This is a genomic window from Nonomuraea sp. CX421 (assembly GCF_059358955.1).
In genome coordinates this window covers 72,821-90,770 of record NZ_JCADBK010000003.1, presented here as the reverse complement: position 1 = coordinate 90,770, position 17,950 = coordinate 72,821, and the positions used below count along the sequence as shown (strand labels likewise).

Below are 17,950 nucleotides of genomic sequence, written 5' to 3'. Positions count from 1 at the left end.
TCGGAATGAAGAACGGACCTCTCGCGGTCGTGGGCGCCTCGGTGCTGTGGGGGACGGCCGGCACGGCGGGATTGCTCGTCTCCGCCGACTCGGTCGCGCTGGCCGCGGCCCGGCTGGTCATCGGCGGTTTCGCGCTCGCGCTGTTCGCCGGTCGCGGCGTCCGGCGGGTGGTGACCCCCGGCCTGCTGCTCGCCGCCGCCGCGGTCGCCGCCTACCAGCTCTGCTTCTTCGCCGCGGTCGGCCGCACCGGCGTCGCCATCGGCACGGTCGTCGCCATCGGCAGCGGGCCGGTGTTCACCGGGCTGCTCGCCTGGCTGCTGCACGGCGAGCGACCGAGCCGCCGCTGGGCGCTCGCCACCTCGGCGGCGATCTGCGGCTGCGCGGCCCTGATCGTCGGAGGCGGCGCGGAGGCGGGCGGGCAACTCGTCTCAGGCGTGCTGCTGGCGTTGGCGGGCGGACTGCTCTACGCCTTCTACGCGGTCAGCGCGGCCCGTGCGATCGGGGGTGGCGCGCCCTCCAACGCGGTGATGGGCGTGCTGTTCGGTGGCGCCGCCGTGATCATGCTGCCCGTCCTGCTGGTGACGGGAGTCGACTGGATGGCCGAGCCGCGCGGCCTTCTCGCCGTCCTCTACCTCGGTCTCGGCACGACCGCCCTGTCCTACTTCCTGTACGGCCGGGGCCTGCGCAGCACCCCGGTGGCCACGGCCGCCACGCTCGCGCTGGCCGAACCCGCGGTCGCCGCCCTGCTCGGCCTGGTCGTGCTGGGTGAGCGGCTGGGCCTCGTCTCGGTCACCGGGCTGGTGCTCCTGGCGATCAGCCTCGTGGCGGTCGCCGTACCGGCAAGAACCGTCACACCGGGAAAGGCGCCCGTACTCGAAGGCGGTTAGAGTCACGGTCGTGACGCTGCCCCTTCGTCCCGTCTCCGCCGTCGGCGCACTCGCCGACGCGCTGCGCCGCAGGGTTCTGTCCGGCGAGATCGAGCCGGGCAGGCCGCTGCCCGAGCAGGAGATCGCCGCCGCCTACGGCGTGGCCAGGCCGACGGTCCGTGAGGCGCTGGCCGCGCTCGTCCACGAGGGCCTGCTGCGACGCGAGCGCAACCGCAGCGCCTACGTCCCCGAGGTGACGCTCACCGACCTGTCGGATCTGATGTACGTGCGCCGGCCGCTGGAGGACCTGATGGCCGAGGCGGTGGCCGGCCAGCGGGTGCCCGAGGCGGAGGCGGCGCTGGCCCGGATGGACGCGCTGCCCGCCGCGGCGCCGTGGGCCGACTCGGTGGCCGAGCACATGGCGCTGCACCAGGCGTTGATCGAGGCGGTGGGCAGCCCTCGGCTCGAGCGGCTCTACGGCGCGCTGCACGCGGAGACCCGGCTCGGCCTGGTCCGGTTGCGCGAGGTCTACGAGGACAGGGAGGTGCTCGTACGCGAGCATCGAGAGCTGCTCGACGCGATCGCCGAGGGTCCCGCCGAGGCGGCACGGGCGGCGGTCGCCGCTCACCTCGGTCACGGGTGGGGCGGAGAGCGGCACCCATAATCGCGAACCCTTGCGGGACGACCCCAGAACTCGCAAGAATCGCGGCCATGCACGGCAATCCGATGCCGGACTCCTACGTGTACGTCACGGAAGAGGGCGTCACCCGTCACTACGCGGACGGAAGCGTTGAAGCACTCGCGTGGGAGGACGTCGTCGAGGTCCGTGTGGTGACCGAGGACGGGGCGGACGTCCTCTACATCCTGCTCGACCGTGACGGCGAGGGCTGTGTGGTGCCGAGGTCGGCCACCGACGCCACGTTCCTCGCCCGGCTGCGTTATCTGCCCGACTTCGATCTCGAACGGTTCGTTGTCGCGGCCGAGTCGGCACACGACGGGGTGGTGGTCGTCTGGCGCAGCCCGGACCCGCCGTCCACACTCCCTGACCTGGAATATGACTGAAGTGGGCGTTCGTCCGGTTCGGGCAAGCTTTTCTGCGTAATATTTATAATTTCGAGACTTTCTGCACTGTGGCGTTCTCGCGTCCTTAGCGAGCGACCACAATGTCATCCCCCCGTCTAGGGTCTTTCTTCCGGTAAATGTGGCCGGTTGTGGACGTGCAGGTGTATTTCACCTGAATAGTGGCCATCTATAGAATGATCTCGCTGTCACGGCAGTTCGCAGTAAGGACGTCGACCGCCTACTTAGCGACGTCTGGTGTGCATGGGGTGGGGACTGGCACGGCGAGGGAACATGGGGATTGTCTTCGAAGAGGCCCGTGCCGAAGCGCGCCGGTTATCCGGGGTCACGGTCTGGTCTCAACGGTACGTACGCATGGTCGTGGTGGGAGACATACTCTGCGGCCTTCTGGGATTGGGAGGGGTGGTCGTCGCCCGGCAGTTGCTGGGCTATATCGCACCGTGGGAAATAGTGCTTTCCGCCTCGATTGCAGCGGTTTGGCCGTTAGTGGTGCGATTGACCGGTGGATACGATGTTCGTTCACTGGGCGAAGGGGCGGAGGAATACCGCAGCATCCTGCGCGGGGTGGCCATGCTGGCCTCCTCGGTCGCCATCATCGCCTACGCGACGCAGACGCCCGTCGCCCGCGGCATCGTGATGATCGGCATTCCGCTCGCCGGCCTGGCCAATCTGATCTTCAGATACGCCATGCGCAAACACCTGCACCGCCAGCGCTACGACGGCGTCTGCATGCGACGCGTGGTCGTCGTCGGTCACTGGGTGAGCGTGCTGGAACTGCACCGATCGTTCAGCCGTAAGCCGCATCACGGAATGAAGATCGTCGCCGCCTGTGTTCCGACGCCGAACCAGGCGACGTTGCCCAGCCAGTTCGACGGCTTCCCGGTGATGGGCGACTTCTCCAACGTCCACGAGGTCGTGCGGTGGGTCGACGCCGACACCGTGGCCGTGCTGTCGTGCCCCGAGTTCGACGGGGCGGCCCTGCGCCGGCTGGCCTGGCGCCTTGAGGAGGCGGGCACCGATCTCTATGTCGCCTCCGCGCTGATGGATGTGGCAGGGCCGCGCATCAACATCCGGCCGGTGGCCGGGCTGCCGCTCCTGCACGTGGCCCATCCGGACCTCAACGGCGCGCGGCAGGCCATCAAGGCGGTCTTCGACCGGATCGTGGCCCTCGTGAGCATGCTGACGCTGGTGCCGGTGCTGTTCGCGGTGTTCGTCGCGATCCGGTTCACCAGCCGTGGTCCCGCGCTGTTCAGGCAGACGCGGGTCGGCAAGGACGGCAGGGAGTTCGTCATCTACAAGTTCCGCACGATGGTGCAGGACGCCGAGCGCTCGCGATGCGAGTTGGCTGGCCTGGACGAGGGCAACGGCGTGCTGTTCAAGATTCGGAACGATCCAAGGATCACCAGGATCGGCGCCATGCTCCGGCGCTACTCGGTCGACGAGCTGCCCCAGCTGCTGAACGTCCTGCGTGGCGACATGTCGCTGGTCGGGCCACGGCCGCCGCTGCCGGAGGAGGTCCAGAAGTACGGCGACGACGTGCGCAGGCGGCTGCTGGTGAAGCCCGGCATCACCGGCCTGTGGCAGGTGAGCGGCCGATCCGACCTGAGCTGGGAGGAGTCGGTACGACTGGACCTGCGCTACGTCGAGAACTGGTCGCTCATCCTGGATCTGCAGATCCTGTGGAAGACCTGGTCGACGGTGCTACGCGGCACCGGCGCCTACTGATCACCCGCTGCGCTCCTCGGCCAGCGCGTCGAGCAGGTCGGGCACCTCCGGGTGCCCGGCCGCGTCGAGCTTCCGGGCGAAGAAGGCGTCGCTCGCCACGAGGAGGTCGCGGTGCCCGGCGGTGATGGTCTGCGGGTGCTTCGACCGGGGCGTCCACCTGATGAAGCGCTTGCTGTCGTTGCGGACCAGCTCGGGCGAAAGCGTGTTCAGCGCCATGCTCGCGATGAAGCACTCGTCGGGGATGGGCGCGTGACGCAGGTAGCGCAACAGCCGGTCGGAGAGCGGGGTCGCCTCCAGCATGCCGTCGACCACGTCCCCGGACAGGTTGAACCACATGTCCCCCACGTAGAGCCGCACTCCGTCGCGGTAGGGATGGCGGCGGGCGACGGGCAGCGGCACCGAGCGAGCGCTGAACGGCAGCCGCCGCCGGTGGAGGTAGCGCCGTCGCGTCAGCTCCTGCCACGGATGGACGTCGTCGGCGGGGTCGCCGTCGGCCCGGAAGTGACGGAGATAGGCGTGGGCCGGCGTGACGGCCAGCTCGTTCTCGATGTCGCGCATGGTGCGGATCGGATAGTCCTGGCCTGACACCAGCAGGGCCCACGACAGGTCGGGAACGTTCGCGCGCACCCAGCCGAGCGCCCGCCACTGGGCCCGTACGAGCGAGAGCCGGCCCCAGCGGCACGGCTCCGGGTCGGGGATCACCGCGACGTCGGAGGACGGCCGCAGGGTCAGCGGCTCACCGGTCGGGTCGTGGTGGACCACGGCGAGCGTGTTGGCGCCCGTGGTGACGCGCCGGACGAGCCGCGCGACCTGGGCGGGGTCGCGGTGCGACAGGACGATCACGGCGACGGTACCGCTCATGGACCGTACCGCTCCTTTCGGCGGAGGGCGGGAGCGCGACGGCCGGCGGATGTACGGCGGCCGGTACGGCGGTTGGCGTAGGCGCGACGGAAGAGCCCGGTCATCCGCCGCCAGAGGTTCGTCAGGATGGCACCGGAATCCTCGGGCAGCCGGCAGTCGCCGAGGTCGCACGGGCTCTTGGCCGAGTAGCCGGGATCGGTGGCCATGGCCCGCCACGCGGCCAGCGAATCAGGGGTGCCGGCGACGTCGAAGTCGCAGGCGGGCGCGGCGCCGCCCAGGTTGCGCGCGTCCCAGGACAGCAGCGCGCGATACTGCTCGTAGCCCGGGCTGAGGAACATTTTCCTGGCCGCGTTCAGCCACTCCGCCCGGCGGCCGGGGCGTTCGGGGTCCTCGACCGAGCCCCACTCCAGCAGCATCAGGCCCTTGTCCGGATGCAGCGCGCCGAAGCGCCGTTGTCCTTCGACCACCTCGGCCGGCTCCGCCCAGCGGCCCTTCGGGTTGTCGCAGGTGTAGCCGTTGTAGGAGTCGGCCGCGATGTGGTCGACGTACGCGTCGCCCGGATAGAACAGGCTCGCCGCCGTGCGGTCCGTGCGGTCGAAGGCGACCGAGGTGACGGTCCACACGTAACGCGCGTTCGTCACGCCCCGCGCGCGCTGGACGTCGACGACCTTGCGCCAGGCGTCGACGAAGTCGGCGCCCTCGCCCATCGGCCGGGAGCCCTTGGCCTCGGGTTCGTGGCTGAAGGTGAAGTAGACGATCGCGCCGAAGTCCTTGATCTGCGACGCCTGCCGGACCAGGTCCTGGTAGAGCGGATCCCCCGGGCGGGAGTCGGCGATGTCGCGCCAGCGGATCGGGCGGCCGTCGCCGCGCCGCGACTTCACCGACACGAAGACCGTGTGCCCGGTGTCACGCGCCCAGGTCTCGTCGGCGTCGAAGAGCGTCCAGTCCCACCTCTTGAAGACGCGGACGCCGGCCAGCGGCACGCCGGTCTCGCTCTCGCGCCGCTCGATCTCCGCGCGGCTCTGCCCGACCGCGCCGAGCATGAGCCTGCGTTCGCCCACCGGTACGGCGCAGGCCCCCGGCACGACGACGGCCACGGCCATCAGGACGACGAATCCGGCGCTCCGCACGACGGCCTCCTAGGGTGTGTCGTCCAGGAGAAGCAGCAGATGCCGTTCTCCGGCCGCGGCGGTCAGGGCCCTCTCGGGCCGGTCGTTGTCCAGGACCACGACGGGCCCCGGCTGGCTGCGCGGCACCCGGTCACCCGAGCCCAGCTGCCCCTTGCCGTTGGCCCCCCAGGTGCGCACCGTCCCGTCGTCGAGGATCGCCGCTCCGTACGCCTCTCCCGCGTAGACCTGGTGGACGCCTCGGAGGACCTCGCCGTTGGTGCCCACCATCTGCGCCGGCGTCGTCCGGAGCTCGGTCGTGCCGTCGCCGAGCTGTCCCGCCGTGTTGTTGCCCCAGGCCACGACGGTCCGGTCGCGCAGGATCGCGAAGTTGTGCTTCTCGGCCGCGGCCATCGAGATGACCCCCGAAAGGGCCGCCCTGCCGCCCGGCCCGGAGACCATCGCGGGCACGAGCCTGGTCTCCGTGTCGCCCGACCCGAGCTGGCCCATGTCGTTGTAGCCCCAGGAGACCAGGTGACCGTCCTGCAGCAGGGCGAGCCCGTGCTGGCCGCCCATGGCGATGGCCGTGACCCCCGTGAGCCGGTCGGCGCCGTCGACCCCGCGCACGGGCACCGGCAGGGACCGGCTCTTCGTGGTGCCGTCGCCCAGCATGCCGTAGTTGTTGGCGCCCCAGGCCACGACCGAGCCGTCCTTGAGCAGCGCCAGCTCGGTGCGGCCGTCCGCGGAGACGGCGGTGACGTCCTTCAGCGGCCCGTCGCCGTCCTCGTTCTTCACGGTCGTCGGGGTGAGCGGCGCGTCGCGCGTGCCGATACCGCGTTGTCCCGCGTCGCCCTTGCCCCAGGTGACCACGGTCCCGTCGGACAGCAGCGCCATCGAGAAGTCGCTGTTGGCGGAGACGGCGACCGCGCCGCTCAGCCGTCCGGTCCCGCCGTCGGCGGCCCGGACGGGCACCGGCCGGTCGCTGGAGGTGGTCGTGCCGTCGCCGAGCTGGCCCAGGTCGTTGGCGCCCCAGGCCACCACGGACCCGTCGCTGGTCACCGCGATCGAGTGCCGGCCACCTGCCGCCAGGGCCACGACGTCGTCCAGCGTCTTTCGGCCGTCGATCCCGGTGACCTTGTCCAGGCCGGAGGAGATCTCGGCCGATTCGCGGCCCAGTTGCCCGTCGGCGTTCCAGCCCGCCGTCCAGACCCCTCCCGCGGTACTCGGCGTGCCCCGGTCGCCGCCCGCGGGCGGCGTCGGCACGACCGCCCGCTCCGTCACGTGCGGCGATCCGCAGGCGCCGGCGAGGGCCGCGCACAGCGCCAGGCCGAGGAAGGCGCGTCGGCCGGCCATGGCTCAGCCCTCCCTGACGCAGGCGAACAGGTGCCGGGCGTAGTTGCCGGCGTAGGGAGGGACCGCGTCCACGTCCGGGCCGAGATCCACGATCCTGGTGAAGGACGTGTTGGACCGGAGGAACTCCGCGATCGTGGCCGGGTTCCAGCCGGCCAGCGATTCGTGGAACCACGCCTCGTTGTCCTGACCGGTGTCGAGGAACAGGACCTCCCCCGTCACCTTGTCGAGGAGCTTGACCAGTTGCTCGGGCCCGACCGACGCCCTGCCCAGGATGAAGTGGTGCAGCAGGCTGAAGCAGGACACGACGTCCCAGGTGCGGTCGGTGTCGCGCAGCACGTCGACCGCGTCTCCGGTGCGGACCGCGCCGTCGGGCAGGCCGTACACCGCCTTGCCCAGGGGGACGGCCAGCGGATCCCGCTCGACGCCGTGCGCCTCGAAGCCCAGCTCGCCCATCCGCGAGACGAACCATCCGTAGCAGCTCGCCACGTCGAGGTAGCCGCGTCCCCGTCCTTCCCCGGCGAACGCGCGCATCTTCTCCAGCCGGTCGGTGCAGGCCCGCACGGTCGGCCAGTCACCCGCGAGCTCGGGGGCGGAGATCGGCTGGTACAGCTCCCGGGTGCCGTCGAGCCAGCTCATCCTGCGCAGGTGGTCCTGCAGGGGCGTGGTGACGGGCAGCTTCTTGACGACGACGGAAGCGGTCGGCTCGCCCCGCACCACCGCGCTGGCCAGCCGGTGGTGGCCGTCGAGGATCTGGTAGTGGTCGGACCAGCGGATGGGCGCCACCAGCACCGGATCGTCCGGCCTGCTCTGGAACGTCCGGGCGGGTTGCGGTGTCGCGTCTCCGGCGTGCCGCAGCAGGTAGGAGCGGGCCGTCTCCAGGATGCCGGCGTCGTCCCGCGCGCCGAAGTAGTGGCCGCCGCTGCCAATGGCCCGCCTCGCGAGCGCGCCGTACGGGGAGTCGAGGATCGCCTCGTCGGCCGGATCGCCCCCGGCGGCCTCGGCCAGCCGCAGCAGCGCGACGTGCGGCCCTTCGGCGATGGGGGTCGAGCACCACAGCAGGTCGCCGACGGCCCCGCTGAACTCGGCGCCCGACATGCCGTTCTGCGCGCCGAGCAGCAACCGGTCCAGCGGCACCTCGACCGTGTCGCGCTGCCGCAGGAAGGCGGTGGACAGCCCGGTCCGTACCCGGTGCGGCAAGGGGATGGCCCGCGCGGCCGACACGAGGCGCTCCTGCGCCCCGGGGTCGGCCAGCCTGCGTAACACGGCCCGGGAGCGCCGCCGCAGGGCGCGAAGTCGGCTGAGGGACGGCATCAGATCTCCTTGACGGTGGACAGCGCGGAAGCCTCGCGCACGCGCCGGGGCAGCAGGGCCGACAGGGCGGTGAGAGCGACGTGGCCGCGGATCTTCCAGAGCAGCGCGACATAGACCACGACGGACAGCGCGATGGCGGCGTACCAGAGAGCCGGGGCCGGGGTGGCGGCGCGCACGGCGAGCAGGGGCACGGCGAAGCACAGCGTGGTCGCCGCCACGGCCCACCCCAGGCCCGGGCTGAACGGCGTCATCCTCATGGACAGGCGTACCTGCGCGTAGGAGAGCACGTTGCGCGCCACGACCGCGGCGGCGCGGGCCAGCGCGGCGCCGGTCAGCCCCCACGAGGGGATGAGCAGCGCGCCGAGACCGATCTGGACGGCGAGCGAGGCCATCGTGTACGTGAGGCTCAGCCCGCTGCGCCCGCTCATCAGCAGCATCGTGTCGACCGGGCCGGCCGCGGTCGCGACCAGCATGGCGACCGACAGGATGATCACCGTCACCTCGCCGGCCGACCTGTACTCGGCGCCGAAGACCAGCAGGTAGGCCGGCGCCGCGACCGCGGTGACCAGGTAGACCGGCCAGGCCAGCAGCACCGACCAGATCGTCGTCACCCTGAACGTCTCGCGCACCTGCGGCCAGTCCTCCAGCGCGAGCTGCCGGCTGACGATCGGCTGCATGACCTGTTGTACGGCCTGGCTGCTGAGCTGCCCGAACACCACGAACCTGGTGGCCGCGGTGTAGACGGCGGCGTCCAGGGGAGAGCTCAACGCGGCGATCATCACGATGTCGACCCGCTGGAACGCGGTCTGGCACACCCGGGAGACCGCCCGGAACGAGGTGAACCGCCAGAACTCACCGGCGATCTCCCGCACCGGCGGCGACTCCCCGGTCGCCCGGCGGTGCAGCCGGCCGTACACGACGGCGGCGGCCACCAGCGAGGGCAGGTACGGCAGCGCCCACATCAGCCCCAGCAGGCTCGGATCGGTGGTGAACCGGGAGATCACCAGGATGCCGGCGATCTGGCCCAGCGGGCGGCCGATGCGGTCGATGATCACGGTGGGCCGCATCCGCCCGTGCCCGCGGGTGGCGGAGAGCAGGACGTTGCCGACGGCCGAGATCGGCAGGAAGACCGCCAGCAGCCGGAGCATGGCCACGGTCTCGGCCGCCCGGTCCGCGGCGATCAGGTCGCCGATCCAGGGAGCGACGGCGAACATGCCGGCCGCCGTCACGACCGAGACGACCAGCACCGGGACCAGGGCGACCACGACGGTCCTGGCCGCGCTCCTGGAGCGCTCCAGCGCCAGGTGGCGCGGCACCCACAGGCCGAGCCCCACGTCCGTGCCGAGCTCGCCGACGGCGCCCAGGATGATGAAGACCGACGAGGCGGCGAAGAACGCGCCCGTGACGTCCAGGGGGTAGGCCGCCGCGACCACCACGACCAGCGCGAACTGCGCGACGCCGGTCACGGCCGCGCCCACCAGGTTGAGCGAGCCACCGCGCGCGAGCGCCGAGAGGTTGCCGCCGGCGGTCCCCGTCATCGAGCGTTGCCGGTCTTCGCGGGCAGGCTGTCCGAGACGACGGGGAAGGTGACCGTGGCGGAGGTCGCGTCGTCGTGCGCGGGCGGCGGCTGCGCCGCCGAGTCGTCGTCGCGGCCGTCGTCGAGGGGGCCGACGGGGGCGCTCACGGGGGCGTAACCGGGGGGCTCGTGCTTCGGCGGGACGGAGGCGTGGCCGGGGGGCTCGTGCTTCGGCGTGACGGGCGCCTCGCGGGCGTCCCACAGGCTCATGGGCGGCTCGGCGGCCAGCGCCCGCCCGGCCGCCCTGACCGCCTTGCGCGTGGGCGGTCTGACGACCACCGCGCCGATGACCTCGATGTCGGACTGGTGCGCGAGGAGGTAGGCGTCGAGCAGGTCGCGCCTCCTGGTCGTCTTCGCCGTCACGACGATCACGGCGTAGTCGGCGACCATGCACACCGCCCGGCCGTCTGGGTCGCTGAGCGCCGGGCCGTTGAGCAGCAGGAAGTCGGCCTGCTGGCGGAGCCGCCCGACGGTCTTCATCAGCAGGCGGCCGGGCAGGCGGTCGCCCGCCCGCGCGAGGTCGGTGCCCTGCGGCAGCACGCTCAGCTGGTCGTCGTAGGGCGCCAGCATGTCCTTCGGCTCGCCGGCCCGGTCGAGGACCTCGCGCAGCCCCTTGGCCTCGGTCATCCCGAACAGGGCCGACGCGCTGGGCACGGCGCCGTGGTTGGCGTCGATCAGGATCGTCCGGCCGCCGGTGTTGGCCAGGCCGACGCCGAGTTGGGCGGCCACCCGCGCCGACTCGTCGCGCGTTGAGACGCCCGCGACCAGGATCGCCGAGCGCGGGCGGCTCATCCGGGTGATGACGGCCGTGCGCAGGCCCCGGTTGGCCTGGCCGGTGATCGTCGCCGCGTCGAGCAGCGCGGCCGGGTGCGGCGGTCCGTCGAACACGGCCAGCACCGGGACCCCCATCGCGCCGACCGCGGCCGCGTCGCGCAGCCGGTCGGTGGCGCGCTCGCGCGCCATGGCCGCCAGCAGTCCGAGCACGAGACCCGCGAGCAGGCCGCCGGCGCCGTAGAGCCCGATGACGGACGTCAGTGACTCCGAGGAGGTGGACGCCGAGGAGATGACCTGCCCCGGCGAGACCGGGGTGCTGGCCAGGTCGTTGGACTGCTCGTCGAGGACCGCCATCTGGTTGCTCAGTTGCGTGATGCGGTGGGAGAGGTAGTTGCGCCGGGCGGAGGTGAGGGACCGGGACGCGAGCTCGGAGGTCGCCTTCTGGAGGCTGGTGTCGACCTTCTTGGCCTGCTCGGCGAGCTCGGCGAGCTTGTCGTCGAGGATGACTTCGGACCGTTCCCGGCGGAAGGCGAGGTAGGTGGTGGCGAAGGCGGCCGCGCCCTTGCGGGCCTCTTCGGGGTCGCCGGCGGCGAACGAGATCTCCAGCGTCTGGGTGTTGGTCGGGACCTGGACGCTGACGTTGCGGCGCAGCGTGGCGTGGTCGGGGGCGGCGAGCTGGGTGGCGACCCGGGCGACCACGACGTCGGCGGTGACGAGCTGGGTCTCACTGGCGAGGTTGATCAGGTCGTCGCCGCGCCCTTCGGGGGAGTAGGGGTTGCCGGTCAGCGGGATGATCAGAACGGTCGCCGACGAGACGTGGGTCTGCGGAAGGACGTAGCCGGCGGCGGCGCCCGCGAGGGCGCCCAGCAGGGTGACGGCGATGATGACCAGTTTGTGATGGAGCAGAGCCCCCAGAAAAAGCCTGGACCGTATGGGGGAAATCTGGTCGTCCGCCATCCCCGCCCCCTTTGCGCGTCCCCAGGCAATGTCGGCACGAAGTTTACCGGAATATGGCCAATGTTCTACTGTGAGCTGAACTCAATCCGGATGTGCGACAAAGCGGGCGGCCGTGGCGGAAGAGCGAAAAGTCTTGCTGGTCGCGTCGAGCGGGGGGCATCTGGCGCAGCTGGCCTCCCTTGAGCCGTGGTGGCGAAAATGGCACCGGACCTGGGTGACCTTCGACACCGACGACGCTCGATCGCGGCTGAGGGGCGAGAACGTCGTCTGGGGGCACCACCCCACGACGCGCAATCTGCCCAACCTCGTACGCAATTTTCGGCTGGCCATAAAACTGCTCCGCCGGGACCGGCCCGCCCTCATCGTCTCGACGGGCGCCGGAGTGGCCTTTCCGTTTTTTCTGATTGCGAAGTTTGTGCGGATTCCAACGGTTTATATCGAGGTGTACGACCGGCTCGACAGCGCCACGCTCACCGGTCGCCTCTGCTCGCCGCTGACCACGCTCTTCCTCGTGCAATGGGAAGAGCAGCTGCGCTTCTACCCGCGTGCGCGAGTGATCGGAGGCCTGCTGTGAGGCGGACGGTCTTCGTCTCGGTGGGCACCGACCACCATGACTTCTCCCGGCTCGTCGGCTGGGCCGACACCTGGGCCGCCGCCCATCGCGACGAGGCGCGCTGCGTCGTCCAGCACGGCACGTCCCGCCCGCCCCGGCACGCCGAGGGGCACGCCTACCTGGAGCACGAGGAGGTCGACCGGCTCATGGCCGAGGCCGCCGTCATCGTGTCGCACGGCGGCCCCACCACGATCGCGGAGGCCAGGCGGCGAGGTGTCAAGCCCATCGTCGTGCCGCGCTCGCCCGTCCTCAACGAGCACGTCGACGACCACCAGCAGCTCTTCTGCGCGCGGCTCGCCGCCTCCGGGCTGATCGCGGTGGCCGGCAGCGAGTCCGAGCTGGGCGCGCTGGTGTCCAGGGCACTCACGCACCGGGCGGAGTTCGCGGCCGAGCACGCCGCCAGCTCCGTCGCGCGGGCCGTCGAACGCTTCGAGGGCTATGTGAACGAACTCCTCAAGGACCGCCGTTAGATCCCCTGCCTAGATCCCCCGGCCGAAGGAGTGGGCCGTGCGGAGCAGGAACTCCGGCCGTACCAAACCGGCGCACATGAGGAAGACGAGGTAGGAGCGCGGCTGGCGCCAGTTGCTGCGGAACGTCCGCCACGCCAGGCGGCGGGCGTCGCGCCTGGCCCCCATCGCCGCCAGCGCGAAGGCCTGCCGGCCCATCAGCTTGGCGGCGGCGCGGGGGTCGGCCCGCAGCACGGGATGCTTGCCGGCGAGATACTCGAGCCCGTCGACGACCATCCGCCAGTCGCGCTGGAAGAAGGACTGCGACCCCCACAGGACGCGTACCAAAGGCTTTCGCACCGCCACGATCGGCCCGGTCGCGGCGGCCCGCAGCATCCAGTCGTAGTCCTCGCCATAGCTGCCCGGAATGTCCTCGTCCACCGGCCCGACGCGGTGCAGGAAGGCGTCCCTGGTCACCAGCACGGTCGACGGATGCGCCTCCATCACCCGGCGGCGGGCCAGCTCGGTCACGGTCAACGCCGTCTCGTCGGCGATCCGTTCCGTCTCCTTGCCGTCGAACAGCACCACGATCCCGCAGACCGCGACCTCGGCGCCGCGTTCGGCGAGCAGGTCGGCCTGGGCGCGGAGCTTGCCGGGCAGCCACACGTCGTCGTCGTCGCAGAAGGCCAGCAAGGTCCCGCTGGACGCGAGCGCCCCGGTGTTGCGGGCTCCCGCCAGGCCGGGGGTCCGGTCGTTGGAGATCACGATCACGCGACGGTGCTCGTCGTCCCGGGCCAGGCCGGGATCCGGCTCGGCCCGGTCGTAGACGACGACGCATTCGATCGGCCCCGGATAGTCCTGGGCGAGGATCGCGTCAAGGGCCTGAGCGAGAAGAGCCGGCCGGTCGCGGGTCGCGACGATCACCGAGACGGGCGGACAGGTCGGGCTCGGGCTCTGGCTCATGCCGTACGGCTCCTTCGGATGATGCGGGGACTCTGCCGCGACGGTCGCGGAGCATGCCCATGACGACGCCGGCGAGCAGGCCCAGCGCGGCGTACGAGGCCACCGGCACCTCGTTGTTGTCGCGGTCGGGACGCCTGGGCACCGAGGCGGCCCTGACGACCTCGCCGGTGGTCTCGCTCTGCCGCTGGATTCTGGACACCTGGCGTTCGAGCTCGTTGATCTGCCGGATCATCGAGGCCCGCCGGGTGCGGGACGCCGCGTCCCGGCGCACGCTGCCCTTCGACAACGTGTCCAGCCGGACCTCCACGACGCCGATGCGCGACTGCAGGGCTTCGAGCTGGCGCTGGCGGATCCCGGCCACGATCTGCCGCCGCAGGCTCAGGTAGGAGTCGGTCGCCACGATCACGGCGGCGAGGGCCCGCTCGGGATCGCGGTCGCGCACCTGTACGGTGATCAGCCGGCTGTTGGCGGGCACGCTGATCGTGATCGCCTCGGCGGCGCCCTGGCGGTTCACGCCGAGCGCGGCGGCCACCCGGTCCATCACCGGGCTCGACCGCAGCAGCTGGGCCTCGGTGTCGATGGTGACGTCGCGTGGCAGCCGCTGATCCGGCTTGCGCTCCAGGCCGGGATGGACGGGCGTGGCCGGCGCGAACACCTGGGTGGAGGCCGTGTAGGTCGGGGGCGTCAGCATGCCCTGGATCAGCCCCGCGCCGGTGCCGGCCGCGACGAGCAGCACGATCGGGATCAGGTGCCGGCGGACGAAGGCGGCGTAGCCGGCCAGGGTGGGGTCGGGGTTCAGCGCCGCCACGGCGGCACCACCCCGAGCAGCCGGGCCAGCCGCTCGTCGTAGGGCAGGAAGTGGGCGTCGAGGTCGCGGCGGACCGACTCGGGCATCGGGGAGCGGGGCCGCGCGTTGTCGCGTCCCAGGGTGGCGGGGCGCCAGCTCGGCAGCCCGAGGAACGCCAGGATGCGGTCGTACTCCCGCTCGAAGCCGGCGAAGAGGTCCTCCGCGAAGAGCACGTGCACCCGGTCGCGACCGAAGAGGGTGAAAAGCCGGTCGAGCTGGTCGGCGTAGTGGCCGCGGTCGACGTAGGAGTGGTGGCGGTGGCTGTGGCTGACGTAGCCGGGGTCCGCCTCGATCCGCGCGAGCTCGCCGTCGAGCCGCTGGGGTTCGAGCTCCAGCGCCCGCTCGAACGGCTCGGTCTCGAAGCCTCGGGCCAGCTCGTGCATGTGGGCGGAGTAGGCACGTTCCACCGGGTCGCGCAGCACGACCAGGAGCCGCACTCCCGGGAGGTCCTTGGCGATCCGGCCGGGGGCGAGCGGGTGGTGCATGTAGTAGCCGGCGGACTCGCCCGTCACGGGCGGCGCGGACGCGCGCCGGGTCGCCAGCGCGCGCACCGGGAAGTGGCCCCGATACCAGTGCCGGCCGCGGGGATAGTTGACGTCGAAGTAGTGGACCCCCTTGTGGAACAGCGGCGGGACCACGGCGGGATGGGCCGTCAGCGCGCGCCAGAGCGAGGTGGTGCCCCCTCGCTGGGTGCCCACGAGCAGGAAGCCGGGGAGCATGCGGGCTCGGCTGGTCGCCAGGCCCACCTGGCGGGTCACGGACCGTCCGATCTGCTTGACGAACGGCGGCGCGGACCGGCGCGAGAGCATCTCGTCCCCTTTCAGCTGGTGGTCGTGTGGCGGTCGAGCAGATCGAGGAGGGCGTCGGCCTGCGCCCGCAGCGGGGCGCCGATGCTGCCCCTGCTGGCCACGAGGTAGCGCGCGCACAACTCGGCCAGATAGAGGCTCAGCGTCGTCGAGGCCGCCGGGCCCTTCAGGCCGAACGGCGCCAGCACGGCCGGCGTGCCGCCGGACCACACCCGCTGGACCGTCCAGGAGGTGGTGGGCCCGAGCTGCTGGAGCGCGTAGTGCAGGGCGTCGAATCCCACGGGCACGGCCTGGGCGAATCTCTCCCAGTCCCACAGGTGCAGCACGTCGCGCTGCCAGGCCATGTTCCACGGGGTCCAGTCGCCGTGCCAGGCGCCGTAGGACAGCCGGACGCCGCCGTGCCGTTCGCCGAGCCGGTCGAGTACGGTGGCCAGCCGGGAGGCGGCCTCGCCGTCGGGCAGCAGGTCCGGCGTCGCCGTGAGACCGTTCCAGAACGGGCTGCCGGCCAGCTCCGCGGTGGTGGCGGTGATCGAGGCCAGCTCCGCCATCGCTCCCACGGGCAGCTCGTCGCGGGGCCGCCACCGGCGCACGCCGCTCGACAACACCGACATCACCAGGGCGTCGACCGTCCCCCACGACTCGTACGCGATCAGCTGGGGGGTCCTGATCCCGCGCGGCGGGCAGGCCGACAGGGTGCGGAGCGCGTCGGCCTCGGCGGCGATCAGCGCGCGGGCGACGTCGGTGTCACCGATCTTGACGAACGCCAGCGACCGGCCCGACGGGGTCAGCGCCTGCAGGACCGGTTTACGGTTGGCGCGTTCGTTCCCGATCGTCACGCTGACCACGACGGGCTGCCCCAGCAGGTCGCTCAGCCGGTCCTGCACGGAGGGCCCGTCGGCGGGGCCGACGCGGACCCGGTCGGGCAGGAGGCGCTGCGGAAGGCCGGTGCGCAGCGCGAGCGACAGCAGGCCCCGGCCGAGGCGCGCACGGGGGCCGAGGTCGTGGCTGAAACGGCGGAGCGCGGCGCTGGCCGCCCGGGGAGCGCCGAGCGGCAGCAGGATCCGCGCCTCGCGCGCGTTGGGCAGGAACACCAGCTGCCCGCCGCGGCGGTGTACGTGGCTCACGTCGCTGCCCGGCCACAGGCGGGAGACGGTCTCGGTCCAGGCGCCGGCCGTCATCGGACCTCCGTGCCGGATCGCTCCCGGCGCCACATCAGGGCCAGGGCGATCATGACGGTGTAGAGGGGGGCGTCCAGCAGGTCGTAGATCAGCAGGAACACCGCGAAGCTCAGCAGCACGCAGCACCCCGCGATGCTGACGCGGTCGGGATCTCGCCAGTGCGTGGCGAAGCGTCTGATGAGGAAGCCGAGGAAGCACGCGGCCCCGACGAAACCGTGCGCGAAGATCAGGTACCACAGGCTGCCCTGCGTGCCGAGCGGCGGCACGCCGCAGCCCTTGCAGCCGGGACGCTCACCGCCTCCCACGGACGCGAAGCTGCCCTGCAGGTCCCGGGTGGAGCCGAAACCCACGACGGGTGAGCCGATCGCGGCGCTCTCCGTCGTCACCACGTAGAGCTGCCCGCGCCGGTCGTTGCTGTGCGGGGTGTCGAGCCGCTGCTGGAACAGCGCCTTGAGCGGTGAGCCGGTGACCAGCAGCAACAGGGCGACGGCCCCGCCCACGGCGAATCGGAGGGCCCACCGGTTGCCCTTGTGGACGTAACGGAGCGTCAGGTACGCCGCCGCGAGCCCCAGCACCGCCCACAGCCCCCTGTTGAGCGAGTAGATCACCGGGAACAGGGAGAGCAGCAGGCCCGTGACCAGCAGCATCCGCCGCCAGCGTGGCTTCCGGCCGGTGTTGGCCAGAAGGAAGAACGGCAGGTAGAGCGCCAGGTTGGCGCCCCACGAATTCGCGTAGGCGAAGGGCGCGATGGGCCGCGACTCCTCGTATCCGAGGAATGTGGTCAAAGTGGCAGCTTTAGGATGAATAAGGCTGGAAATAAGGTCATTCCGGGTCAGGCTTTTAGGCAGCACCAATTCCAGGAGCGACGGAAACTCCAGGTGCGGCGCCAGAATGCCCACCAGCCCGCCCGCCACCGTCACCACGAACATGAAGCCCAGCAGCCTGATCACCCGCGCCCTCGGGAGCTCCTCCTCGGTGAGGTTTCCCACGTACAGCAGCACGACGGTGATCGCGAGGTACCACCCGCAGCGGTAGCCGAAGACGAGCAGCCTGCTCAGCTCGCCCCCGGGCACGCCGTAAGGCGCGTCCGCGAACAGCGTCAGGCCGCCGATCAGCATCCAGACCAGGAAGAACAGCCACAGCGCGAAGCCGCGGGGGGCGCGCACCACCGGACGGCGCCGGAGCGCGACGGCCATCGGCACGGCCATGATCAGGAAGATGAACGTGCTGAGCCCGGTGACCCACCAGAGGGGGAAGCCAAGGAAGATCACGCTCAGCGGCCAGCCGGGACGGAGCCGGGGAGGACTGCGCCGGGACGCGAGGGCGAGCGGTCCGGAGGCCGGAAGCGGGCCACCTACCGCAATGTCCGCCATTTGTGACATGTCCCTCGAAGTGCGCGTTGTTGGTGATGAGCCGCGTCCATAGTGAGGGCATCCGTCCCGAGGTGCAAGAGGGCAGTGATCGTCGTTCCGGTACGGAAAAGGTGGC

The 17,950-nt window shown here is 71.5% G+C and carries 17 protein-coding genes; 6 read left to right on the top strand and 11 right to left on the bottom strand.

All coding sequences use genetic code 11. The features are described from left to right. The first annotated feature begins 5 nt into the window (after positions 1–5). From AC5L3X_RS06245 to AC5L3X_RS06230, 4 genes are all read left to right on the top strand, one after another. A complete protein-coding gene (locus AC5L3X_RS06245; RefSeq protein ID WP_494855684.1) occupies positions 6–887 on the top strand; it encodes a DMT family transporter in 882 nt (293 codons plus the stop codon). 10 nt (positions 888–897) lie between these two features. After that, complete coding sequence (locus tag AC5L3X_RS06240; protein ID WP_494855682.1) at positions 898–1,530, top strand: GntR family transcriptional regulator; 633 nt, start codon at positions 898–900, stop codon at positions 1,528–1,530. Positions 1,531–1,577: 47 nt separating this feature from the next. After that, positions 1,578–1,928, top strand: coding sequence for a hypothetical protein (locus AC5L3X_RS06235; protein ID WP_189124993.1), 351 nt, complete (start codon positions 1,578–1,580; stop codon positions 1,926–1,928). Between the two features lie 291 nt (positions 1,929–2,219). Further along, positions 2,220–3,671, top strand: coding sequence for a sugar transferase (locus AC5L3X_RS06230; RefSeq protein ID WP_494855680.1), 1,452 nt, complete (start codon positions 2,220–2,222; stop codon positions 3,669–3,671). On the opposite strand, the gene AC5L3X_RS06225 is transcribed toward AC5L3X_RS06230, so the two are convergent. Genes AC5L3X_RS06225 through AC5L3X_RS06200 form a run of 6 tightly spaced genes read right to left on the bottom strand, consistent with a single transcriptional unit; the run spans position 3,672 to position 11,609 of the window. Then, positions 3,672–4,532 carry a beta-1,6-N-acetylglucosaminyltransferase gene (locus AC5L3X_RS06225; protein WP_494855679.1) on the bottom strand — a complete coding sequence of 287 codons (861 nt, stop codon included), beginning with the start codon at positions 4,530–4,532 and terminating at the stop codon, positions 3,672–3,674. Continuing rightward, the gene (locus AC5L3X_RS06220) at positions 4,529–5,662 is read right to left on the bottom strand and encodes a glycosyl hydrolase (RefSeq protein WP_494855677.1); all 1,134 of its coding nucleotides are present in this window, start codon (positions 5,660–5,662) and stop codon (positions 4,529–4,531) included. Before AC5L3X_RS06220 ends, AC5L3X_RS06225 begins: the two co-directional genes overlap by 4 nt. A gap of 9 nt (positions 5,663–5,671) precedes the next feature. Next, entirely contained in the window at positions 5,672–6,991 is a 1,320-nt protein-coding gene (locus tag AC5L3X_RS06215) for an RCC1-like domain-containing protein (protein WP_494855676.1), read from the bottom strand. Between the two features lie 3 nt (positions 6,992–6,994). After that, positions 6,995–8,302: a ParB N-terminal domain-containing protein gene (locus tag AC5L3X_RS06210; protein ID WP_494855675.1), complete on the bottom strand. Its 1,308-nt coding sequence runs from the start codon at positions 8,300–8,302 to the stop codon at positions 6,995–6,997. Next, positions 8,302–9,840 (bottom strand): MATE family efflux transporter, encoded by a 1,539-nt coding sequence (locus AC5L3X_RS06205; protein ID WP_494855674.1) that lies wholly within the window; start codon positions 9,838–9,840, stop codon positions 8,302–8,304. The genes AC5L3X_RS06210 and AC5L3X_RS06205 overlap by 1 nt, the downstream gene beginning before the upstream one ends. Beyond that, positions 9,837–11,609 (bottom strand): tyrosine-protein kinase family protein, encoded by a 1,773-nt coding sequence (locus AC5L3X_RS06200; RefSeq protein WP_494855673.1) that lies wholly within the window; start codon positions 11,607–11,609, stop codon positions 9,837–9,839. The genes AC5L3X_RS06205 and AC5L3X_RS06200 overlap by 4 nt, the downstream gene beginning before the upstream one ends. 112 nt (positions 11,610–11,721) lie before the next feature. Between AC5L3X_RS06200 and pssD the strand changes: the two genes are divergently transcribed. Together pssD and AC5L3X_RS06190 are read left to right on the top strand one after the other, a co-directional pair. Further along, positions 11,722–12,183: a PssD/Cps14F family polysaccharide biosynthesis glycosyltransferase gene (gene pssD, locus AC5L3X_RS06195; RefSeq protein WP_189125000.1), complete on the top strand. Its 462-nt coding sequence runs from the start codon at positions 11,722–11,724 to the stop codon at positions 12,181–12,183. Continuing rightward, positions 12,180–12,692, top strand: coding sequence for a glycosyltransferase (locus tag AC5L3X_RS06190; protein ID WP_494855672.1), 513 nt, complete (start codon positions 12,180–12,182; stop codon positions 12,690–12,692). The genes pssD and AC5L3X_RS06190 overlap by 4 nt, the downstream gene beginning before the upstream one ends. 9 nt (positions 12,693–12,701) lie before the next feature. Here the strand turns inward: AC5L3X_RS06190 and AC5L3X_RS06185 are convergent, their stop codons facing one another. The 5 genes from AC5L3X_RS06185 to AC5L3X_RS06165 are packed head-to-tail and all read right to left on the bottom strand — an operon-like array spanning position 12,702 to position 17,835. Further along, entirely contained in the window at positions 12,702–13,631 is a 930-nt protein-coding gene (locus AC5L3X_RS06185) for a glycosyltransferase family 2 protein (protein WP_189125002.1), read from the bottom strand. Continuing rightward, positions 13,543–14,439 (bottom strand): Wzz/FepE/Etk N-terminal domain-containing protein, encoded by an 897-nt coding sequence (locus AC5L3X_RS06180; RefSeq protein ID WP_494855671.1) that lies wholly within the window; start codon positions 14,437–14,439, stop codon positions 13,543–13,545. Before AC5L3X_RS06180 ends, AC5L3X_RS06185 begins: the two co-directional genes overlap by 89 nt. Continuing rightward, entirely contained in the window at positions 14,427–15,287 is an 861-nt protein-coding gene (locus tag AC5L3X_RS06175; RefSeq protein WP_189125004.1) for a sulfotransferase domain-containing protein, read from the bottom strand. The genes AC5L3X_RS06180 and AC5L3X_RS06175 overlap by 13 nt, the downstream gene beginning before the upstream one ends. Positions 15,288–15,298: 11 nt before the next feature. Then, positions 15,299–16,462, bottom strand: a complete 1,164-nt coding sequence (locus AC5L3X_RS06170; RefSeq protein ID WP_494855670.1) for a hypothetical protein — start codon at positions 16,460–16,462, stop codon at positions 15,299–15,301. Further along, the gene (locus AC5L3X_RS06165) at positions 16,459–17,835 is read right to left on the bottom strand and encodes a hypothetical protein (protein WP_494855669.1); all 1,377 of its coding nucleotides are present in this window, start codon (positions 17,833–17,835) and stop codon (positions 16,459–16,461) included. Before AC5L3X_RS06165 ends, AC5L3X_RS06170 begins: the two co-directional genes overlap by 4 nt. Positions 17,836–17,950: the final 115 nt, after the last annotated feature.